Source organism: Niallia alba (assembly GCF_012933555.1).
Lineage (GTDB): Bacteria > Bacillota > Bacilli > Bacillales > Cytobacillaceae > Niallia > Niallia alba.
In genome coordinates, this window is sequence record NZ_JABBPK010000001.1 from 1,145,638 (window position 1) to 1,167,876 (window position 22,239).

The 22,239-nt window shown below is 37.4% G+C and carries 17 protein-coding genes and 1 pseudogene; all 18 read left to right on the plus strand.

What is annotated here, in order from left to right:
* The first annotated feature begins 114 nt into the window (after window positions 1-114).
* The 18 genes and pseudogenes from HHU08_RS05720 to HHU08_RS05805 all read left to right on the plus strand — a co-directional run bounded on the left by HHU08_RS05720 (window position 115) and on the right by HHU08_RS05805 (window position 22,209).
* On the plus strand, window positions 115-1,365 hold the full coding sequence (locus tag HHU08_RS05720; protein WP_169188004.1) for a Zn-dependent hydrolase: 1,251 nt from the start codon (window positions 115-117) through the stop codon (window positions 1,363-1,365).
* Window positions 1,366-1,377: 12 nt separating this feature from the next.
* Complete coding sequence (locus HHU08_RS05725) at window positions 1,378-2,697, plus strand: amidohydrolase family protein (RefSeq protein ID WP_016204154.1); 1,320 nt, start codon at window positions 1,378-1,380, stop codon at window positions 2,695-2,697.
* 167 nt (window positions 2,698-2,864) lie between these two features.
* Window positions 2,865-3,107: pseudogene (locus tag HHU08_RS05730) on the plus strand (hypothetical protein); the annotation flags it as partial.
* Between the two features lie 90 nt (window positions 3,108-3,197).
* Window positions 3,198-3,902 (plus strand): response regulator transcription factor, encoded by a 705-nt coding sequence (locus HHU08_RS05735; RefSeq protein WP_016204156.1) that lies wholly within the window; start codon window positions 3,198-3,200, stop codon window positions 3,900-3,902.
* Complete coding sequence (locus HHU08_RS05740) at window positions 3,899-4,900, plus strand: sensor histidine kinase (RefSeq protein WP_169188006.1); 1,002 nt, start codon at window positions 3,899-3,901, stop codon at window positions 4,898-4,900. Before HHU08_RS05735 ends, HHU08_RS05740 begins: the two co-directional genes overlap by 4 nt.
* 82 nt (window positions 4,901-4,982) lie before the next feature.
* Window positions 4,983-5,747 (plus strand): ABC transporter ATP-binding protein, encoded by a 765-nt coding sequence (locus HHU08_RS05745; protein WP_016204158.1) that lies wholly within the window; start codon window positions 4,983-4,985, stop codon window positions 5,745-5,747.
* Window positions 5,722-7,620, plus strand: coding sequence for an ABC transporter permease (locus tag HHU08_RS05750; protein ID WP_169188007.1), 1,899 nt, complete (start codon window positions 5,722-5,724; stop codon window positions 7,618-7,620). Before HHU08_RS05745 ends, HHU08_RS05750 begins: the two co-directional genes overlap by 26 nt.
* Window positions 7,621-7,897: 277 nt before the next feature.
* Window positions 7,898-8,734: a BglG family transcription antiterminator LicT gene (gene licT / locus HHU08_RS05755; protein WP_016204159.1), complete on the plus strand. Its 837-nt coding sequence runs from the start codon at window positions 7,898-7,900 to the stop codon at window positions 8,732-8,734.
* Between the two features lie 136 nt (window positions 8,735-8,870).
* Complete coding sequence (locus HHU08_RS05760; RefSeq protein WP_169188008.1) at window positions 8,871-10,748, plus strand: beta-glucoside-specific PTS transporter subunit IIABC; 1,878 nt, start codon at window positions 8,871-8,873, stop codon at window positions 10,746-10,748.
* Window positions 10,749-10,759: 11 nt separating this feature from the next.
* Entirely contained in the window at window positions 10,760-12,196 is a 1,437-nt protein-coding gene (locus HHU08_RS05765) for a 6-phospho-beta-glucosidase (protein WP_169188009.1), read from the plus strand.
* 747 nt (window positions 12,197-12,943) lie between these two features.
* On the plus strand, window positions 12,944-13,675 hold the full coding sequence (gene pxpB, locus HHU08_RS05770; RefSeq protein ID WP_226752660.1) for a 5-oxoprolinase subunit PxpB: 732 nt from the start codon (window positions 12,944-12,946) through the stop codon (window positions 13,673-13,675).
* Window positions 13,663-14,631: a 5-oxoprolinase subunit C family protein gene (locus tag HHU08_RS05775; RefSeq protein WP_169188010.1), complete on the plus strand. Its 969-nt coding sequence runs from the start codon at window positions 13,663-13,665 to the stop codon at window positions 14,629-14,631. Before pxpB ends, HHU08_RS05775 begins: the two co-directional genes overlap by 13 nt.
* A gap of 606 nt (window positions 14,632-15,237) precedes the next feature.
* Window positions 15,238-16,461 (plus strand): Bcr/CflA family multidrug efflux MFS transporter, encoded by a 1,224-nt coding sequence (locus HHU08_RS05780; RefSeq protein WP_169188011.1) that lies wholly within the window; start codon window positions 15,238-15,240, stop codon window positions 16,459-16,461.
* Between the two features lie 251 nt (window positions 16,462-16,712).
* Window positions 16,713-17,870, plus strand: coding sequence for a sensor histidine kinase (locus tag HHU08_RS05785; protein ID WP_169188012.1), 1,158 nt, complete (start codon window positions 16,713-16,715; stop codon window positions 17,868-17,870).
* The gene (locus tag HHU08_RS05790; RefSeq protein WP_169188013.1) at window positions 17,848-18,480 is read left to right on the plus strand and encodes a response regulator; all 633 of its coding nucleotides are present in this window, start codon (window positions 17,848-17,850) and stop codon (window positions 18,478-18,480) included. Before HHU08_RS05785 ends, HHU08_RS05790 begins: the two co-directional genes overlap by 23 nt.
* Window positions 18,481-18,906: 426 nt before the next feature.
* A complete protein-coding gene (locus HHU08_RS05795) occupies window positions 18,907-19,839 on the plus strand; it encodes an ABC transporter ATP-binding protein (protein WP_016204167.1) in 933 nt (310 codons plus the stop codon).
* A 13-nt stretch (window positions 19,840-19,852) separates the two neighbouring features.
* Entirely contained in the window at window positions 19,853-21,112 is a 1,260-nt protein-coding gene (locus tag HHU08_RS05800) for an ABC transporter permease (RefSeq protein WP_169188014.1), read from the plus strand.
* Window positions 21,112-22,209 (plus strand): ABC transporter permease, encoded by a 1,098-nt coding sequence (locus HHU08_RS05805; RefSeq protein ID WP_169188015.1) that lies wholly within the window; start codon window positions 21,112-21,114, stop codon window positions 22,207-22,209. The genes HHU08_RS05800 and HHU08_RS05805 overlap by 1 nt, the downstream gene beginning before the upstream one ends.
* The last annotated feature ends 30 nt before the right edge of the window (window positions 22,210-22,239 follow it).

Genomic DNA, 22,239 nt, shown 5'->3' on the forward strand with positions numbered 1-22,239 from the left:
AAGTATGATGACTTTTATCCGACTTTTAACGGGGAGTAAGACCGAACTGATGGGAGTTCTTTCTTAATCAAGGATGATTGAGGGCATTGGATGAATGAGAGAGGGGGAGGATTGATGAAGAAGCTTAGTGTAAATAAACAACGAATCGAAGCGAAACTTTTTGCATTAGGCAAAATTGGCCGTAATGAAAATGGAGGGTTGGACCGGACAACATTTACTCCAGCTGAAATCGAAGCGAGGAACTGGTTGAAAAAGGAGCTTAATCGACTATGTTTAACTGTCCATGTTGATCAAGCGGCAAACATATGGGCGAGGAGAGAAGGGACTAATCCCGAATTGCCAGTCCTTGCTTTTGGTTCCCATATCGATTCTGTGCCAAATGGAGGCATGTATGATGGAGCGCTTGGTGTGATCCTTGCGCTGGAAGTAATGCATGTGTTGGAGGAATATGGAGTAAAGACAAAACATCCATTAGAGCTTGTTTCTTTTAGTGCAGAGGAACCAAACCCATTTGGTCTATCGACATTTGGCAGCAGAGCGATGACGGGAAAATTAACTGTTGAATCTATCACTGGTGTCACCAATTCGGATGGCTGCCTGTTAACAGAAGCTTTACGGGAAGCTGGCGGTGATCCCGATAATTTTGCAAGAGCTGTAAGAAGCCCTCATGAATTTGCTGCCTATTTGGAAGTCCATATTGAACAAGGTAAAAGGTTACTACAACGTGAGATCCCTATTGGACTTGTAACTGGGATTACGGGGATTTATCGTGAGGAAGTGACGGTTATTGGGGAAGCGAGTCATGCAGGGACGACATTAATGAAGGATAGAGTGGATGCATTCCTGGCAACTGTTAGCATGGCACTTGCGTTAGAAGAGGTCTTACTACATGATCCCGATGAGGAAGTCGTTGGTACGATTGGTCAGGTTATTGTAAAGCCGAATGCAACAAATATTGTGCCAGGTGAAGTTACATTTTCTTTAGAAATTAGAGGGCAATCAAAGGAGAAAATCCAGGATGTGTTATCACAATGGGAAGATAAAGTACAAATCATTCATCGACATAGAAAAATCAAGGTCATACGAACAGTTAAGCTCAATCAAGCACCAGTAGCGATGAGTGAAAAGATAATAGCATGTTGTGAGGATCAGGCGAATAAACTGGGCTATCCTACTTATCGATTAGGAAGCATGGCGGGCCATGATGCAGCACATATGGCATCTATTACAACATCTGGTATGTTATTTGTTCCTAGTTTAGCAGGGAAAAGTCATTGTCCAGAAGAGGCAAGTCGGATTGTAGACATTGAAAAAGCTGGAAACGTATTATTGCATTCTATTTTGGCATTGGATAACAGCCTATAAGGAGGCAAAAGCATGGGGCATTTATTTATAGCGGATAGTGTTTATACAAATGCAAAGTTTCATGACCAATATAGCTTCTTTGTGGAAAATGGTGTGATAAAAGAGATTGGTCCGACTGGACAGTTAAAAGAAAAATATAAAGGGGCAAGTATCCATTCATTAGAAGGAAAGACGGTTATTCCAGGCACCGTAAATTCACATAATCATTCCTTTCAAAGTTTACTGAGAGGGATTGCTGTAGATCGACCTTTTTTAGAATGGCGGGATGAAGCATTATATAAATATACACCTTACTTAGATGAAGAGGCGATTTACACTGGTGCATTATTTGCGTTTGGGGAGATGCTACGCTATGGAGCGACGACTGTCAGCGATTTTTTCTATGTCCATAACAATGGGGTAGCGTATGATGAAGCCGTGATTCAAGCAGCAAAGGATGTTGGAATTAGACTCGTTTTAGCACGAACGATGTATGATTGGGATGGGGCTCCGAAAGCTTATATGGAGACAATAAATCAAGCTGTTTCAAGGACGTATCAGTTAGCAAAAAAATATCAAGGCAGTTCAATGGTACATATACAGCCTGCGCCACACAGCCCTCATGCCGCATCTCCAGAAATGATTAAAGCTGGGCATCGTCTCGCATGTGAAATAGATACCCCCTTCCATATTCATGTAGCAGAGGAACCGTTTGAGGTCGAAGAGACGTTAGAAAAATATCGACTTCGACCAGTTCATTATTTGGATTCATTAGGAGTAGTAGATGAGCGCATGATTGCGATTCATTTAGTTTGGCTAGAGCAAACGGAAATAGAGCTGTTAGGTTCACGAAACACATCCCTTGTATATTGCCCTTCCAGCAATATGTTTCTCGCTGATGGAATTACGAAAATTCCCGACTTAGCCAAAGCAGGAGTGAACATCACCTTAGGATCAGACGGTGCATGTAGCAATAATCGAATATCTGTTTTTGAAGAAATGAGAATGTGTTCGATTTTACAAAAAGTAGATAGACTTGATGGAACATGTGTGAATGCCCAGCAAGTATTTGAGATGGGAACGAAAAATGCCGGAGAAATATTGCATTTGCCAATCGGAAAATTAGAACAGGGGATGCAAGCAGATTTTGTAGCGATTGATACGAATGATCTATCGTTGCTGCCAAAGACAAATTTAATCGCAAATATTGTCTATTCAATGCAGCCCAATGCTATTAAAGATGTTTTTGTAGAAGGAAAACAGATTGTAGGAGATGGGAAGCTCTTGACGGTTTCGGAGGATGCTATAGGGAAGCGGGTTAATGCTTTTTTTGAAAGAAATAGAGGGAGATAAGGTGAAATTTCAAATATGGCTGAGCAGTAGGATTTCTTACTGCGTTTATATATATTGAAACAACTGGCTATATTTCTATCGAAGCAGAACATTATTTCTTGAATAAGGATGCTACGAATAAGCAAGGAGATATTTATCGATTTGATGTGCTTTAGGGCTATGGCAAGACTTTATCTGCTATGAAGGCTTTTCCAACAACTGAATATATTACTGCAGGAGAAGATGTACCTTATCTGGAGTATCATTTTGTTGTATCAGAAGCAGGAGCGCATGAAATAGAATTATATATGCAGCCTTCTAATCCAGTGACAAAGGATAATATGTTATTCTGTGACATCCAAGCAAATGAGGATGACACCAACGTTGTGAATATCATTATGTGGGAGGTATCTTTTTGTACAATATGTTAAGATATGGACAAAATAAATGATAACAATAGTTTTAAAAGAATTACCTATGTTACATTTAATGTAATAGACTTGAATCAATAGGAGTAAAAAATGCAGAAAATCATGATTATTGAAGACGATGCGAAAATCGCAGAATATCTCAGCACCTACATAAAAAAATATGGATATGAGGCGATCATAACGATCGATTTTGAAAACATAATAGATACATTTAGAGAAGTGCAGCCGGACATTCTACTACTGGATATTAATCTTCCTAGTTATGACGGCTACTATTGGTGTCGGCAAATTCGTAAAGAATCCATTTGCCCAGTAATTTTTATTTCAGCGAGAACAGGTGAGATGGACCAAGTAATGGCGATTGAAAATGGTGGGGATGATTTCATTACAAAACCCTTTCATCCCGATATTGTTATGGCGAAAATTAGAAGTCAATTACGCCGTGCATACGGCGAATATGCGACTAAGCATGAGGAAAGAGTGCTTCATCAAGAGGGTTTGAGCTTATATCCGGAACGTTTTGAATTACGATTTAAAGACAAAGTGACCCAATTGACTAAAAAGGAAACAGACATTATCGAAAGCTTACTTGATCGATATCCTCGTGTTGCTGGACGGCAGGATTTATTAGCAAAGCTTTGGGATGACGAAGCATATGTTGATGAGAATACATTGAATGTAAATATTGCTCGTGTCCGGAAAAAGTTCCAAGAGCTAGGGATTGAAGAGGCTGTGGAAACGGTAAGAGGGGCGGGGTATCGTTTGCGTCCGACTTGGAAAGAGGGACATGCATGAAGCTATTCCTTCGCGAGCATATTTTATTGATAATGGTACAACTGTTCCAATGTGTTTTGATTCCTTTTCTATTTTGGTTGGATGGTTACCGGGGGATAGGAGTAAGTCTATATGCTATTTTTCTATCAATCGTATTTATAACAGCATTCCTGCTATATCAATATATAAGTAGAAGAAAATTCTATCAAAGGTTGGAGAGTCCAATGGAAACATTGGATGGATCGCTTGAGACTGCCGAAGCAAAACCCATTGCAGAAGCTCTTGATCAATTATTAATCGCACAATATCGTTTATTCCAAGAAGAAATCCAAAAAGCAGAGGAACGACAGGATGAGCATTTACTATTTATGGATCGTTGGGTTCATCAAATGAAAACACCACTTTCTGTTATTGAGCTAACAGCACAAACGCTTGATGAGCCAGAATCATCAAGTATCCGGGAAGAGACGGACCGAATGCGAAACGGGTTGAATACCGTTCTTTATATGGCAAGACTTCGTACCATTACAGAGGATTTTCAGATTAAGCCTGTTATTCTTTCCAAGCTAATACACGAAGTGAATCAGGAAAACAAGCGCTTTTACATTCGCAATGAAGTGTATCCTCAATTTAAAGAAGAAAAGCCAGGAATAACAGTAGAGACAGATGAAAAGTGGCTCTTTTTTCTCTTAACACAGCTTGTACATAATGCCGTTAAATATTCGACAGGAAAAGCAAAGCATCTTATTCTTTCCCTTTATGAAAAGTCAGGGGAAGCCATTCTTGAAGTGCAAGATTTTGGGGTGGGGATACCAGTTGTAGATGTGAAACGTATTTTTAATAAATTTTATACAGGAGAAAATGGGCGCAAATATCGAGAATCTACCGGTATGGGGCTTTATTTAGTTAAAGAAGTAGCGGAAAGATTAGAACATCGTGTTGAATTGGAATCAAAGGTCGGAGTAGGCACAACGGTAAGAATTATTTTTTCCAACACGCAAAACCTTACATCCATGTAAGGTTAATGAAAGCATAATCGATAGTATGGCATATCTCATTCAGGCTATACTTTTACTAGAATTGTTGGAGAGGAGAAAGATTATGCTTAAACTTAAAAACGTAAGTAAGGTTTACGAAGGAAAAGTAGCTTACCGTGCCCTTACTGATATTAATTTTGAAATAGAAAAAGGCGAATTTGTTGTGATCATGGGTCCTTCTGGAAGTGGGAAGACAACTTTATTAAATATTATTTCTACGAATGACGCCCCTACGGCAGGCTCTGTTGAGATGGAAGGGAAAATGCCACATACGCTCAAAAAAAATGCACTGGCTAAGTTCCGAAGAAATGAATTAGGATTTATCTTTCAGGATTTTAATCTATTGCATACATTAACGGTGGAAGAAAATATTGTCTTGCCATTAACTTTAGATGGTTCTCCTGTCAAAGAAATGAAGAGGAAGGCAGAAGAGATTGCCAAAGATTTGGGTATCTCAGCCATTCTAAATAAACGCACTTACGAAATTTCAGGTGGTCAGGCACAGCGGGTCGCTATTGCAAGAGCGATGATTCATGAACCTAAGCTATTATTGGCAGATGAGCCAACAGGAAACCTAGATTCGAAAGCAGCAAAAGATGTGATGAATATGCTTGTTTCCATTAATGAGAAGAAGCAAACGAGCTTGTTAATGGTAACACATGATCCACAAGCAGCTAGTTATTCAGATAGAGTAATCTTTATTCGTGATGGAAAGCTGCATTCGGAAATTCATAGAGGGGATAGTAGGCAAGCATTTTTCCAAAAAATAATCGATATGCTTTCGTTGATGGGAGGCGACGGAAATGACTTTTCGTCAGTTCGCGTTTAATAACGTCCTACGCAATAAACGGCTGTATATTGCGTACTTCCTAAGCAGCATGTTTACGGTAATGGTTTTCTTCACTTTTGCTATCTTTGCTTTCCATCCGGCCTTTTCAGATGCCAGCGTTAATGAAACGGCTGTATTTGGAATGGGGGTTGCTGGCGGAATTATTTATGTGTTTTCTTTCTTTTTTGTTTTATATTCGATGAGTTCTTTCTTACAGTCACGAAAGAAAGAATTTGGCTTATTAATGATGTTTGGAGCATCCAATCGGCAGATTCGCCTCTTAGTTTTCTTAGAAAATATATTAATTGGATTTTTTGCGACAGTAAGTGGTATTTTAACAGGATTAGTATTTGCAAAAGTCATTCTTTTGATTGCTGAGAATGTTTTAATTATTAGCGAATCATTGGATTTTTATTTCCCTACATGGGCAATTATCGTGACATTTATTAGTTTTCTTATTCTCTTTTTCCTTATTTCGGTCTTTGTTTCGTTTATTCTTCGTACCAATAAATTGATTGATTTAATAAAGGGAGACAAAAAGTCAAAAGGAGAGCCGAAAGCTTCTTTACTTCTATCCATTCTAGCAGCGTTGCTTCTGCTTGTAGGTTATGGTACTGCGGTTTATGTGAAGGGGTTATTTGTGATTTACGCAATGATACCAGTTATTGTCGTAGTGACACTAGGGACTTATCTTTTATTTACTCAATTGAGCGTGTATGTCATCCGAAAGCTAAAAGGCAATAAGTCTATCTTTTGGAAAAAAACAAATATGCTACTGTTCTCCGATTTATCCTTTCGGATGAAGGATAATGCAAGAACCTTTTTCTTGGTGGCAATTATCTCCACAGTTGCTTTTAGTGCAATTGGGACCCTATACGGTTTCCAAGCGTACTTTACAAAAGGGATAAAAGATATAAATCGATACACTTTCACTTATTCTCCATTAGGAGATGATAGCAAAGAGGTAATCGAAAAAGATATTAGCCAAGTGAATGCTATTCTTAAAGATGAAAAATTGGATGCGATGATAGAACAGGTTCAGCTGAACTATTATCAAGTAACTGGAAAAAAGGAGAGCGTCTTAATTGCGAGAGCATCTGATTATAATAGCTTTGCTGGGCTAATTGGAGAGACAGAACTTCATCCTAAGGAAAACGAAGCGATTGTCGTGGAACAAAGTGATGCAGTCTTAATGAATGGGAAATCGAAAGCCAGTAAAGAGTTAATGGAAACAGCTATTCCTTTAAAAAGCGGTCAAGAAATATCTCCGACTCGAGTAATCGAAGCGTCTGTTTTAACAGAAATAAAGGCTTATTATGTAGTGAATGATAAGATTTATGACCAGCTTAATGAACCAATAGAAAGTAATCACAGTGTCGTATGGCAAGTGAAAGAAGGACAAACAGATAAAGTAGTTGAAGTAGGGAAACAATTAGATAAAGAATTACCGTTTAAAGCTTTTTCTGTTGACTATACAATTTATCAAATCAATAAAGCATATGGACCGATTCTCTTTATCGGCTTGTTTATTGGAATTGTATTCTTCGTTTCTGCAGGAAGCTTTCTCTACTTCCGCTTATTCACCGATTTAGAAGAAGAAAAGCGCAAATTCCAATCGATTGCGAAAATTGGATTAACGGAGAGTGAGTTAAAAAGAGTCGTGAATAGACAAATAGCCCTGTTATTTTTCTCACCGATTATAGTAGCATTAATTCACGGTTCCGTTGCACTAACTGCCTTATCTCATTTCTTTGACTTTAATATCACAGTAGAGGCCTCGTTAGTATTAGGAAGCTTTGCTTTTATTCAGCTTCTTTATTTCTTGATTGTTCGCTACTTCTACGTTAAACAGGTGAAAAGAATCATCCTTTAAGTCATAATATGTGGAAAAGAATAAGGCGTATAAATTGGTTGGGAAAAACTAATTTATACGCCTTATTTGTTAACCGCAAAGCGAGTTTTCGATCAGTCTTCCCCGTTCTTGATCGGACTTAACGAGGGATAGTAGTTTTCGAGATTTTCAGGAAATATCAAATTGACAGTAGAAATTACCTATGCTAGACTGACTTTAAAGGATTGTTACCGCTTTATTGTGGGCTATACCTATTTTTTGTTGTAGATGAAGAAAATAAAAGAATAGGGACTATCTTATGAATGTATTGAAAGTGATTAATAATAATATCGTATTGTCTAGGAATGATGATAATCAAGAACTTGTCGTGATGGGGAAAGGGCTAGGCTTTAAGAAAAAGGTCGGCGACACTATTGATGAAACGAAGATTGAGAATATGTATCTCAGTTCAAAAGAGTGGAGTGTCAATAAATTAACCCAGATGTTATCTTCGATTCCGATGGAACATATTCAGGTAGCAAATGAAATCATCAGCTTTGCAAAAGTTTCGCTTGGGAAAAAACTAAGTGAAAATATCTTCTTAACATTAACCGATCATATCAGTTATGCAATTGAGCGCTATGAGAATGGAATGGAAATCAAGAATGCTCTTCTTTGGGAGATTAAACGATTTTATAATCATGAATTCTTGATTGGAAAAGAAGCGTTATCGATTGTAAAAAACCGACTCAGTGTTGATTTACCAGAAGATGAAGCTGGATTTATCGCCTTGCATATTGTCAATGCGGAGCTTGATATGGGCCAAGTTAGTCGAGTATCAGAAATGGCAAAGGTTATCCAAAATATCCTTAATATTGTAAAATATCATTTTAAAATTGATTTGGACGAGTATTCGCTTAATTATGAACGATTTATCACGCACTTGAAATTTTTCTTTCAACGAATGTTCAGTGGTGTTAAATTGGATGATGCAGGAACGTCCAGTTTCATTTTCATGCTGAAGGAAAAGTATACTAATGAGTATGCTTGTGCATTGAAAATTAGAGAGTATATTAAGAAAGAATTTGGAAGAGAACTAGAAGAAGATGAGTTAATCTATCTGACGATTCATATAAAAAGAATAACCAGTGATTAGGATTGTTACTGATAATGCAGGCTATACCTAAATGAAACACCGCTAACTGTTGTGGGGTTTCATTTAGGTATTTTTTTTATTCCTTTTCTACTACAACAAACATTTTTAGGTTTTACAAGAATGGAGGACAAACCGGATGAATTATCAAGAGTTAGCGAAATTAATTATCGATAAGGTTGGTGGTGAGGGAAATGTGAAAAGTTTGACTCACTGTGCAACACGATTACGTTTTAATTTAAAGGATGATCAAAAAGCAGAGGAAAAAACGTTAAAAAATACTCCAGGAATAATGGGGGTAGTAAATAAAGGAGGACAATACCAAGTTATCATTGGAAGTGATGTAGGTAATGTTTATAAAGAGATCATTAACCAAACTAATATTTCTAATGATGGGGGAGAAGAGAAAGTAGAAGATAAGCGATCTGCCTTTGCCAAAGTAATTGATACCATTACGGGAATCTTTACCCCAATTCTTCCAGCTATTACGGCAGCGGGGATGTTAAAAGCAGTTTTATCTATATTAGTAGTGTCTAAGGTGCTGACAACAGAAAGTCAAACTTATCAGATTATTAATTTCATGGCAGATGCTGCATTCTATTTTTTACCTATCTTGCTAGCGGTTTCTTCTGCACAAAAGTTTAAAGCAAATATGTTTTTAGCTATGATGGTTGGAGGAATCCTACTGCATCCAAATTTCGTTGCAATGGTTACGGCTGCGAAAGAGAGTGGAGAAGCGATAAAGTTGATGGGGCTTCCTATTTCGGCAGTATCCTATTCCTCTTCTGTTATTCCGATTATTCTATCTGTATGGTTTATGTCCTATATTGAACCAATTGCAGACAAAGTTTCACCTAAGGCTATTAAGTTCTTTAGTAAACCATTGATTACCATTTTTATAGTAGGAACAGTTAGTTTAGTAGTATTAGGACCAATAGGATATTTAATTAGTGATGCTATATCAAACGGGATAACAGCTTTAGAATCGGTTAGTCCGTGGATTGTGCCATTATTGGTTGGAACATTTACTCCATTGCTTGTTGCAACAGGTACCCACTATGGTCTAGTTCCAATTGGTATTAACAATCGTATGACAACTGGTTTTGATACAGTGATTTATCCAGGAATGCTTGCTTCCAATGTGAGTCAAGGTGCTGCTGCAATTGGTGTTGGTATTAAATCAAAAGATAGTACGATTAAGCAATTAGCTTATTCTGCAGGTTTGACTGGGCTGTTTGGTATTACAGAACCGGCTCTATACGGGGTTAACTTACGCTTTAAGACACCACTATATGCTGCAATGATTGGTGGAGCAGCCGGTGGACTATTTATGGGGATTTTCAGAGTGCGAAACTTCTCTGGTGGTTCACCAGGTCTCCTAACTTTACCGAGTTATATTGGGGATAACACGTTAACTTTCTTCTATTATGCATGTATTGGTGCAGTTATTAGTATTGTTGTAACATTCATCGCCACATTAATTCTATATAAAGATCAAGCTGCTGAAGAGACAGCAGAATCAAACGAAGCGCCGACAAATGCAACGCCGAAATTGAATATCAGTGGAGCAACGATTGTTTCCCCACTGCAAGGAAAATTACACCGTTTAAAACAAGTAGATGATGGCATGTTTTCTGAAGAAATTTTAGGACAAGGTGTAGCAATTGAACCAACGGAAGGCACCGTCCTATCACCAGTGAATGGTACCGTTAGTGCAATATTTGATTCCAAGCATGCTATTGGGATTACAAGTGAAGACGGAGTAGAGTTGTTGATTCATGTTGGTATCGATACGGTTCAACTGAATGGTGCAGGATATGAGTATTCCGTGGAAAAAGATCAAGAAATCAAAATAGGTGACAAATTAATTCAATTTGATTTGGAAGGAATTAAAGCAAAAGGATATAAAACGATTACGCCTGTTGTCATTACAAACTCAGCAGAAGTAGGAGATATTCTTATTGCAAATGAAGGCCCAATTAAATTTGGCGAGGAAATCATCAAAGTCATGAAATAGGAGGAACAAAAATGGGATTTGGAAAAGATTTTTTATGGGGCGGTGCAACCGCTGCGAATCAATGTGAAGGTGGATTTAACGAAGGTGGCAGAGGCTTAGCGAATGTTGATGTGATTCCAACTGGTCCAGATCGCAGAAGCATTATTACTGGTAAAAAGAAAATGTTTGATTTTGAGGAAGGCTATTTTTATCCTGCGAAAGAAGCCATTGATATGTATCATCATTACAAAGAAGATATTGCTCTATTCGGGGAAATGGGGTTTAAAACATATCGATTATCCATTGCCTGGAGCCGTATTTTTCCAAAAGGGGATGAAATGAAACCTAATGAAGAGGGACTAAAGTTTTACGAGGATCTATTTAAAGAATGTCATAAATATGGAATCGAACCGTTAGTGACTATTACTCACTTTGATTGTCCAATGCATTTAATCGAGCAGTATGGCGGCTGGAGAAACCGAGAACTGATTGATTTTTATAAACGTTTATGCACTGTATTGTTTACTCGCTATAAGGGGCTTGTTAAATACTGGCTGACTTTCAATGAAATCAATATGATTCTTCATGCACCATTTCTTGGAGCAGGACTCTGCTTTGAAGAAGGCGAAAATGAAGAACAAGTAAAATATCAAGCGGCACACCATGAACTAGTAGCAAGTGCTGAAGCAACAAAAATCGCTCATGAAATCGATCCAGAGAATAAGGTAGGATGTATGCTGGCAGCTGCGAGTTACTATCCTTATAGTTGTCGACCAGAAGATGTCTGGGAAGCGAAGAAAAAGGACCGAGGAAATTACTTTTTCATAGATGTTCAATCTAAAGGAGCTTATCCTGCCTATGCAGTAAAAGAATTAGAGAGAAAAGGCATTGAAGTTGAAATGACTGCAAATGATGTAGAAGTTTTAAAAGAAAATACGGTTGATTTCATATCGTTCTCTTATTATGCTTCTAGGGTTGCAGCAGCTGAAGATTCCGATGTGGAAAAGACAGCCGGTAATTTATTCCCAACGGTAAAGAACCCATATCTTCAATCAAGTCAATGGGGATGGCAGATTGATCCATTAGGTTTACGTATTACAATGAATGATTTATATGATCGTTATCAGAAGCCTTTATTCATCGTTGAAAATGGGCTTGGTGCAATCGATGCACCAGATGAAGCAGGGTATGTAGAAGATGATTATCGCATTGAGTATCTAGCTGCACATCTTCAAGCAATGAAGGATGCAGTCGATGAAGACGGTGTCGATTTGCTTGGCTATACGAGCTGGGGCTGTATTGATCTAGTATCGGCAGGAACTGGTGAAATGAAAAAACGCTATGGTTTTATCTATGTAGACCGTGATAATGAAGGAAACGGCACATTGCAAAGATCGAAAAAGAAGTCATTTCATTGGTATAAGAAAGTAATTGCTTCTAATGGAGAGGATTTATCCAACCAATTGTAATATAGGATAGTTAGTAATGCGTACAAGAGTTTCTTGTACGCATTATTTGAGTCTTATAAGGGAGAGTCGCAAGTAAAAGGGGGAGAGTCGCAAGTAAAAGGGGGAAAGTCGCAAGTAAGAGGGGGAAGTCGCAAGTAAGAGGGGGAGAGTCGCAAGTAAGAGGGGGAGAGTCGCAAGTAAGAGGGGGAAAGTCGCAAGTAAGAGGGGAGAGTCGCAAGTAAGAGGGGGAAGTCGCAAGTAAAAGGGGGAAAGTCACAAGTAAGAGGGGGAGAGTCGCAAGTAAAAGGGGGAGAGTCGCAAGTAAAAGGGGGAAAGTCGCAAGTAAGAGGGGAGAGTCGCAAGTAAGAGGGGGAAGTCGCAAGTAAAAGGGGGAAAGTCACAAGTAAAAGAGCGAATATCGCAAGGAAAAGAAGGTGGATTTACAACCACAGTTTACGTTTCCGAGCAACCGGAAAGAAGAATCTAAATTAACAATCTGTTATTGGATGATAAGTCGTAATTTTTAAAAAATTAATAAAAACACTATTTACAAACAATAACCAGAGGTTTATGATAACCGGTATAAAGTGAATGGTAGAATAATAAATTACATCAAAGTACAACCATGCGATTTTTTAACCTCTCTAGACGAACATAAAATTTTCCACTTTAATACAAACAGATATTTTCATAAATGGATAGTTCGTAAAATAAAAGTCGATTAGAGAATGATACAAGTAAAAGGTTAATTTCAAGAGGTGAGTAGCTTTGGAGGTAAAACGAACAAGGAAGATTGATTATTTGCCAATGGGAGAACAGATTTTAATCGTCCAGTTTGAAGATGTTTTATCCATCGAAAACAACCAAATGGTTCAACATTTTGCCCAATTAACAAGGACTTTAAAAATAGAAGGGGTAAAAGATATTGTCACAGCGATGAGTAATTTCTCCATAATGTATGATCCACTATTGATAAGTTTTGAGCAATTAAAAGAGAAGCTAGCCCAAATTGAATTAACAGAAATACATGGAACGAAGAAAAAGTCTCGAGTTGTCCATATCCCAGTTGTTTTCGATGAACAGCATGGTCCAGATTTAGCTGAATTAGCAAAGATCACTGGTTATAGTGTCCAAGAAATTATAAAAATGATTACTTCAAAGACCTATTATGTTTATATGCTTGGATTTATTGCTGGCCTGCCGTATATGGGAGATATAGACGAACGAATTATTGTTCCTAGAAAGTCTAATCCAACAGCAAAAGTTCCTAAAGGGACTGTTGCTATTGCGAACCGTATGACATCTATTTATACAGTTGAATCTCCAGGAGGGTGGCACCTGGTAGGATGGACACCAATGAATATCTTTGATGTAACACAGAATCCTCCTAACTTTATCGGAGCAGGGGATTATGTTAAATATGAGCCGATTTCATCAGAAGATGCTTATAAATGGAGCAAACAAGTACGTAAAGAGCGGAATCAATTATGGAATATATAAAATGTTTAAAGCCAGGTTTATTAACAACCATTCAAGATTTGGGGAGGCATTCCTATCAATCATTTGGTGTTTCAGCTTGTGGAGCAATGGATCCTCTATCCTTAAAACTGGCTAATATTATTGTCGGCAACCCACAAGATTATGCTGTTCTAGAAATAACATTACTAGGACCAGAAATACTCTTCAAGGGAGAAGGAGTCATTGCAATTACGGGGGCTGACTTATCACCAACATTAAATGAAAAAGAGCTGCCTATGTGGAGAGCTGTCCACGTACAGGAAGGGGACATTTTGAAATTTGCCAAAGCAAGAACTGGATGTCGCAGTTATCTTGCTATCCTTGGTGGAATGCTTGTTCCAGAAGTAATGGGGAGTAAATCCACTTTTCTTCGCGGAAATTATGGAGGAATAGAAGGAAGAGCACTCCAAAAAAACGATCGCATTCCAGTAGGACCGATCCATCATAGTTGGATAAAAAAGGTGAAAAATAGGGGGATATCTGATTCGGTTATTCGGAATATCTTTCATAAGGATGCTGTTCGATTTGTATGGGGTCCACATGATAGGGCGTTTAAAGAAGAATCAAAGGAACTATTTATCGAAAGTGTCTATCAGATTACTAATCAATCTGATCGAATGGGCTATCGTCTTGAAGGAAAAGCACTATTACATAAAAAGTCTGCTGATATACTTAGTGAATTTGTTGCACCAGGAACGATCCAAGTGCCGGCAAACGGTAAGCCAATCCTATTAATGGCAGATTGCCAAATGTCCGGAGGTTATACAAAAATCGGCATGGTCATTGGCGTGGATATTCCTTTAGTAGCACAGAAGAAACCTGGCGACTTTATAAAGTTCCAACCAGTTTCTATCGAGCAAGCTCAAGAAGAATGGAAAAGACAAATGAAATGGTTATCGATTTTAAGCAAAAATAACACCCATTTAATAGCAAAATAATGGAGAAAATAAAGAACAGTCTGTGTGGCTATATGAAAATAAAGTTTTAGATATAAATGGTAGATTGAGGTTGGGACATATCAAAATAGATACTCTGTAAAGAATAACGGCTACTTTCGCATACTTTTTACAAGAAGAAATATAATTAGTTGGGAAAATAGAGCAGCCGGAATACACGAAGACGCCACGGGGATTAGCGAGACAGTCTGAGAAGAAAGCAGGAGCGTAGCGACGAAGCGGCTCAGCGCGAGCCCCACGGAAAGCGAAGTGTATTCCGGCTGCGGGAAATCGCATTAAACTTCATGAAAACATCCTTTTAAAACAAATAAAAAACCAAACAATTATACGGAACTTTCAATAGCATCTTCGTATAATTGTTCGGAATTATCCTTGGCTGGAATACTTATGTCCCAGCCACGTCATTTTCTTCTTCGGTAAATGGAATGACAAAATGACCAATTCAAAAAAGAAGAGCGTAATTGGTGAAAATTTCTTTGTTTCATAATACAATATGTAAGTATGCTTCCTTCTTCTATGAAAGAAGCATTTTTTAAGGTTAATATTCAAGTAGTTATAGAAAATTTACTGTAGAAAGGCGATAGAAAATTGAATTCATTATCAAAAATTAAACGATTGCAAATTGCTTTTCTATTGGGATCACTTTCCCTGTTAGGTCCATTTACAATAGATACGTATTTGCCTGCATTTCCAACTATTGTAGAGGAATTTCACACGAGTGCTTCCTTAGTGCAAGTTAGTTTAACAACTTGCTTGTTGGGATTGGCATTGGGCCAGTTAATCATTGGACCAATGAGTGATGTCCAAGGGCGTCGTAAACCATTAATAATTTTTCTTGGTTTATACTTACTATCTTCATTAATATGTGCGGTTGCACCAAATATTTATATGTTGATCGTTTCTCGTTTCATCCAAGGGTTTGCAGCAGCAGGTGGTCTCGTTATTTCAAGAGCTGTTGTTCGAGATCTATATAGTGGAAGAGAGCTTACAAAGTTTTTTGCCACGTTAATGTTAATTGGAAACCTTGGTCCGATTGTGGCACCTATAATAGGTGGTGCAATTCTTTCTTTTGCAAATTGGAAAGTGGTTTTCCTTGTTTTAACCTTTATTGGGATTATTTTGACTGTTGTCGTTTCCTTTAAACTGGAAGAAACCTTACCAGCTGAAAAGCGTGTACCGAGCAATATCAAACAAGTAGTTATGAATTTTGGTTCATTATTGAAAGACCGTGAATTTGCAGGCTATGCATTTACACAAGGTTTTACTACTGCCGGAATTTTTGCCTATGTTTCTGGTATTTCTTTTGTCTATCAAAATATTTATGGCGTTTCTCCTCAAGTCTTTAGTTTATTGTTTGGGATAAACGGAGTTGGCTTAATTATTGGAACACAAATCGTTGGCAGATTATCTAAATTCTCAGAGAGAACATTCTTGAAGAGCGGTTTAGCTCTTTCCATGTCAGCTTCGATTTTATTAGTAATTGCCATTTTAGTTCATGCACCGTTAGTCGCAGTTGCCATACCTATTTTTCTTTTCGTTACTTCCATTAGTATTATTGGAACATCTTCTTTTTCATTGGCGATGGAAACAAAAGGACATATGGCAGGAAGCGCATCTGCATTATTAGGTCTATTACCATTCTTACTAGGTTCACTAACAGCACCGTTAGTAGGAATCGGAGGAGAACATACAGCTGTGCCGATGGGAGTTATTATTTTCGCATCAAGCCTGTTAGCGTTCTTATCTTATTATGTATTGGTGAGAAAATCTTCGTTAAAGGTGAATACACCTAAGCATGTTACCCATAATTAATTCCTTAAACACAATATATGTCTTCTGCAAACAGGTGCTTTCGATTTTAGAAAGCGCCTGTTTTTTTGAAAAAAGGAGCGAAGTTTATTCTAAGGTTCTTTCTTTTTCGGAAGAATGGGAGTGTAGACAAGGGGACTGTTCCCCTTGTCTACACTGAGGCTCCGTTCATACATGGTTTAATCCCAGTTAGTGGTGATACAATAATGATGATACAATATAAATACGTTTATTAAAGGAAATGGGGTTAATTCATGAAATCCTATTGGGTATGGCTTGTATTAAATGTGGTTGTATGGCCATTTGCAATTGGCTATACTGACTTAACTATTAATCAATTAACTGGGCAATTATTCGGTGTTGCGCTTTATTTTGCTATCTTTTTTCTTACTCCTTTAGTGAAGAAGAGGCCAAGCTTATTCGTCTTTTTTATATGCTTGAATGTTATTATCGCAACGATTACTTTATTTCCTTCTGATGGTACTATCAATCCATTTCTTATTCTTATCCTTTCCCTTTTAATCGCAGAGGGATTTTATCACTTGACGATTGGTAGTAGCTTAATTATTAGTGTAATTGGATGTGGAGCAATTCTCATAACGGTATTGAATAGTAATCTAGGTCAAATAATAGAGATATTTGTGGAGATTTATATTATTTTTCTTCTTATAGGCTTGTTAGTGTATAAGCAGACAAAGGATCAATGGACAGATCTGGATGCACGGTACCAAGCCCTTTTTAGCGAATACCGTGATATAAAGCGAAGAGCTGTTTCGGAAGAGGAACTCGCTAGACAGGAAGAACGTGTATTAATTGCACATGAAATTCATGATTCAGTTGGTCATAAACTTACGGCATTGATCATGCAACTGGAAATGTTTCGTTTACAAACTTCTGAAGAATATAAGGAAAAGGTACAATCCTTGAAGGAACTTGCTGGAGAGAGTTTAAATGAAACACGAAGGGCAGTAAAATCCTTAAAGGCTAATGATACAGGTGGACTTTCAGGGATATTACGATTGATTCGTAAATTAGAAATGGAGAATATGATTCGTATTCATTTTTCTGTGAAACATGGTGCTTTTTCTGCTCCATTAACTGGTGAGCAATCTTTTGTGATTTATCGTTCTGTTCAAGAGGCATTAACAAATATTATGAAACATAGTAACGCAAAAGAAGCTGAAATTATGTTTGAAGCTCCAGGTAACAGTATTTTTCGTTTTGAAATAAGTAACCCTATTTCGAATCGTTCATTATATAAAGAAGGATTTGGACTTAGTTCTATGCGGGAGCGGTTGGAAAAGTACGGAGGAGATTTAAAAGTGATTAAAACGGATGAACAATTTCGGATAAGTGGATTTATTAAACTTCTCAATATAGGTGATGAACATGGCTCGAATATTACTGGCTGAAGACCAGGTTATGGTAAGACAAGGTTTAAAAATGATGATTGAAACAGAAGAAGAATTTAAAGTGACTGGAGAAACAAATAATGGGAAAGAAGCAATAGATCTATGTGAAAGGATGCAGTTTGATATTGCGATATTAGATATTCGAATGCCCATTATAGATGGTTTAGAAACAGCGAAAATTATTCAATCCCGCTGGCCGCAAATGAAAATATTGATGTTAACGACCTTTGATGATGATCACTATGTAATGGAAGCATTGAGAATTGGTGTTAGTGGCTACATTTTGAAAAATGGCGATACAGATGCGCTACTGCGTTCCATTCATAGTGTATTAAATGGAGGTTTAACTATTGAGGAAAATGTAGCAGCAAAAGTCGTTCCGCAACTAATAAAACAAAACAATAATCCGGAAGCTGACCCTACCCTAACCCCCCGAGAACGGGCTATATTAAAGTGTATTGGAGAAGGGCTTAGCAATAATGAAATTGCAGATAGATTGGCAATCTCCGTTGGAACCGTGAAAAATAATACAAGTAAAATCTTAACAAAACTTGATTTGCGTGATCGTACCCAATTAGCCATTTATGCAATTCGGCATAATCTTGTGTAAAAAATGTTCATATCTCATAGATAAAGGCTGTTTTCTAAAGAATTGTTGTTTTTTCAATAGGAAAAAAGAATTAATAGGAAAATTGGAGCAGCCGGAATACACGAAGACGCCACGGGGATTAGCGAGACAGCCTGAGACCCCGGAGGCTGAGGAGGCTTAAGCTTAGCCCCACGGAAAGCGAAGTGTATTCCAGCTGCGGGTAATCGCAACAAACTTTACGAAAACAGCCTAGATAAATAACAATAATGTTTGCGGAACATGGCCAAAAAGAAAAATGATTAAAGTAATGGATAAATAAAGAATGGATGACTAGAGACAGTAGTGAAGCTGTTTCTTTTTTTATATGCTTAATAGGCAATATCCATTATAAAAGTAGCTTAAGTGAGAAGGATAATAAAAATGACCGAAGTAAAGGAGTGCAAAAAGATGCTTGAAACCATAAAACTTAGTAAAAATTTCAAAGATAAAAAGGTAGTAGATGAAATTAATTTATTTTTGGGAGAAGGAGAATCAGTTGGTTTGCTTGGACCAAATGGTGCTGGAAAATCAACAACCATCTCTATGATTTCATCCTTACTTAAACCAACGTCTGGGGATGTAAAACTAAATGGAAAAAGTATGATAAAAGATGCAGCAGAAATGCGAAGAATTCTTGGAGTAGTTCCACAGGAAATAGCTTTATATGAAGAACTATCAGCATATGAAAATCTTAAGTTTTTTGGAAGAGCCTATCAAGTTCCAAAAGATAAGATTGAGGATCGAATACAAAATGTGCTTGAGATGGTGGGGTTAAAGGATCGTCAAAAGGAATTGATTAAAACATTTTCGGGGGGAATGAAGCGAAGAATCAATATTGCAGCTGCTTTGTTACATGAACCGAAGATTTTAATTTTTGATGAACCGACTGTGGGGATTGATCCTCAATCAAGAAACCATATTTTAGAGACTGTTCGAGAATTGAATGTAAAGCATGGAACGACGGTTCTTTACACAAGCCATTACATGGAAGAAGTGGAGCAATTATGTAATCGTGTATACATTATGGATCATGGAAAAGTGATTGCTTCTGGAACAAAATCGGAATTATTAAGCATTTTATCAAGTGAAGATACGATACAAGTGCAACTTAACAAAAAAAGTGATGTATTGTTAACAGAAATTAAATCATTTAATCATGTTTATCAAGTGGATGAAACGGATGAGGGTCTACGTATTATTTCAAGAAAAGGAAGTAATATTTTAAGTGATCTCGTACATGCAGCAGAAAAGGCAGGCATCCAAATTGTAAACTATCAAGTGGAAATACCAAGTTTAGAGGATGTATTTCTACATTTAACTGGAAAAACATTGCGGGATTAGAGGAGGGAAAAAAGTGGGATCATTCATAAAAAAGGACTTACTCGTTTTTTGGCGGGACCGAAAAGAAATGCTAATGACTCTCTTACTCCCCATTATCATCATTGTTGTATTAAATTATGCCTTTGCTGGTATTTTTAATGACGATAAAGAGGCAACTAAATTGGACATAGCATTTGTCCAAGTAGATGATGAAGAAAAGGGGTTTGTACAGTTTAAAGAAAGAATACAACAATTAGGCTTGTCTCAAGCAGAGAAAGAAACAATGCTTGAGCATGTAGAAAATCTATCACCAATTACGTTAATACGAAATTTTATTAATAACCCGGACGTAAAGGAATGGGTTAATGCGAAAGAACTGACGTGGGAAGAAGCAACGGACCAAGTAGAAAGTGGTGAACTAGATGCAATCATTCGTGTTCCAGAAGGATTTACGTATGAGGTGCTTTCTACTGTCATGCTTGGAGATAAATCGACAACTGCATTAACGATTCATGCTGCAAAGCAGTCCACTGAAGTAACTACTCTCCAAAATATCGTCAATGAATTCGTGAACTCTTTGAATATGAACTTTGCTCTTGGTAGGGAAGGAACGTTATCAGCAGCAGAACCTATACTGCCTCAAGGAGGTAGAGAAGTCGTGGAAGGAATTGACACGTATACTATTTCGCAATACTTTATTATTGCAATTGGAACTCTATTTGGTCTGTTTTTGGCGCAAAGCGTAGCACTAAAGACGGTTACAGAGAAAAGAGAGCGTGTATTTAATCGGATTTTATTAACGAATAGTAATCCAATGCATTTTTTGCTAGGAAAAACAGTTTCTACCTTTATTCTAGCTTGGTTACAATTGATGATTACGATAACGGTAACACAGTTATTATTAAATATATTTCCAGATAAACCTGTATCGTTCTGGTTCGGAATGGTACTAGTATTTACCTCGTTTTCGTTAATGGTTGCAGGACTATCAGCAATATTTACATCTATTACGTTAAATTTGAAGGATAGCAATGCGGTTAGTGGTTTAACCACCCTTATTATTATGTCCTTGGGAGTTCTAGGGGGAAGTTTTTTCCCACTTGAAGGTTTTCCGGAATTGTTACAACGAATAGGAGAATGGACTCCAAATGGTTTAACCATGATAGCGATGATAGAGTATATTCAGTTTAGTCAATTTAGCGATTTACTTTTACCGATAGTGGTTCTAGTTGCCATGTCTGTAGTTTGTTTTGTAATTGGTATGTTCATGTTTCCGAAAAGGGGGCGGGTATAATGACCACCATTTTCTATGCCCAGTTTGTTAAAGATAAACGAAAACCACTACTAATTATTTTATTTATTGTTCTTAGTGTATTGGCAACGATTATATTTGGAGGTACATCTCAACAAAACAAATTAACAGTTGATATTTTTGCAACAGGTCCTAATGCCGAGGAAATAGAACAAAATTGGGAAGAGTTATTAAATGAAGATAGTAACACCAAATTCATTATTGCAGATGAGGATGAAGCACGCGAGCAAGTAAAAGAAGGAAAAAGAGATGTTGCCATTCTTTTAATGGAAAATGATTATCGCTTAATTACATCTTCAGATATGCCAGAAATCCTACTTGTCGAGCAACATGTTCATAAAGTATTTACGGAGGAAGCTAAGATACAAGCTGTGGCAGATGGCGTAAATACGTCTGATTTAAGAAATGAGATCAAAGACTATTTAGAAAAACCACCGATTACTGTCCAAACGGAAAACTTAAGTGGTGAGACTCTGACAAGTCATGATATGGGTTTTCAGTTACTATTCGGTTTTACATTGTTTATAGCCATGTTTACAATTGGAGTCAAAGTGAATCGAATCAATGAAGACAAGGTGAATGGGGTATGGAACCGTCTGCTTCTCTCTCCAGTAAGCAAAACGAATTTGTATGTTGGTCATTTAGTCTATAGCTTTTTAATCAGCTTTTTTCAAATGGTTGTAGTCTTTCTAATTTTTCAATATATAATGGACTATGATATTGGAAACTTTCCGATGATATTAACCATTGCTGCCGTGTATACATTGAGTGCGGTTAGCTTGGCGATGCTTATTGCAGGAATAACTAGAACACCAGAGAAATTTAATATGATTTATCCTTCTCTGTCATCCATTCTGCCGATTATTAGTGGGGTTTATATGCCACCAGGTATGATGGATAATCCTGTATTTAATTCTATAGCCAATGTATTCCCACTATCTCATGGAGTCGATGCGATGATGGATGTTGCCCTATTTGATGCTGGATGGAGTGACATCACTTTGCCTATAGCTATCATGCTGCTTATTGGAGTATTGTATATGGGGATTGGAATTAATTTAGGTGAGCGGAGAAGATAAGGAAAGAGGATGGGACATAACTAAATAGAT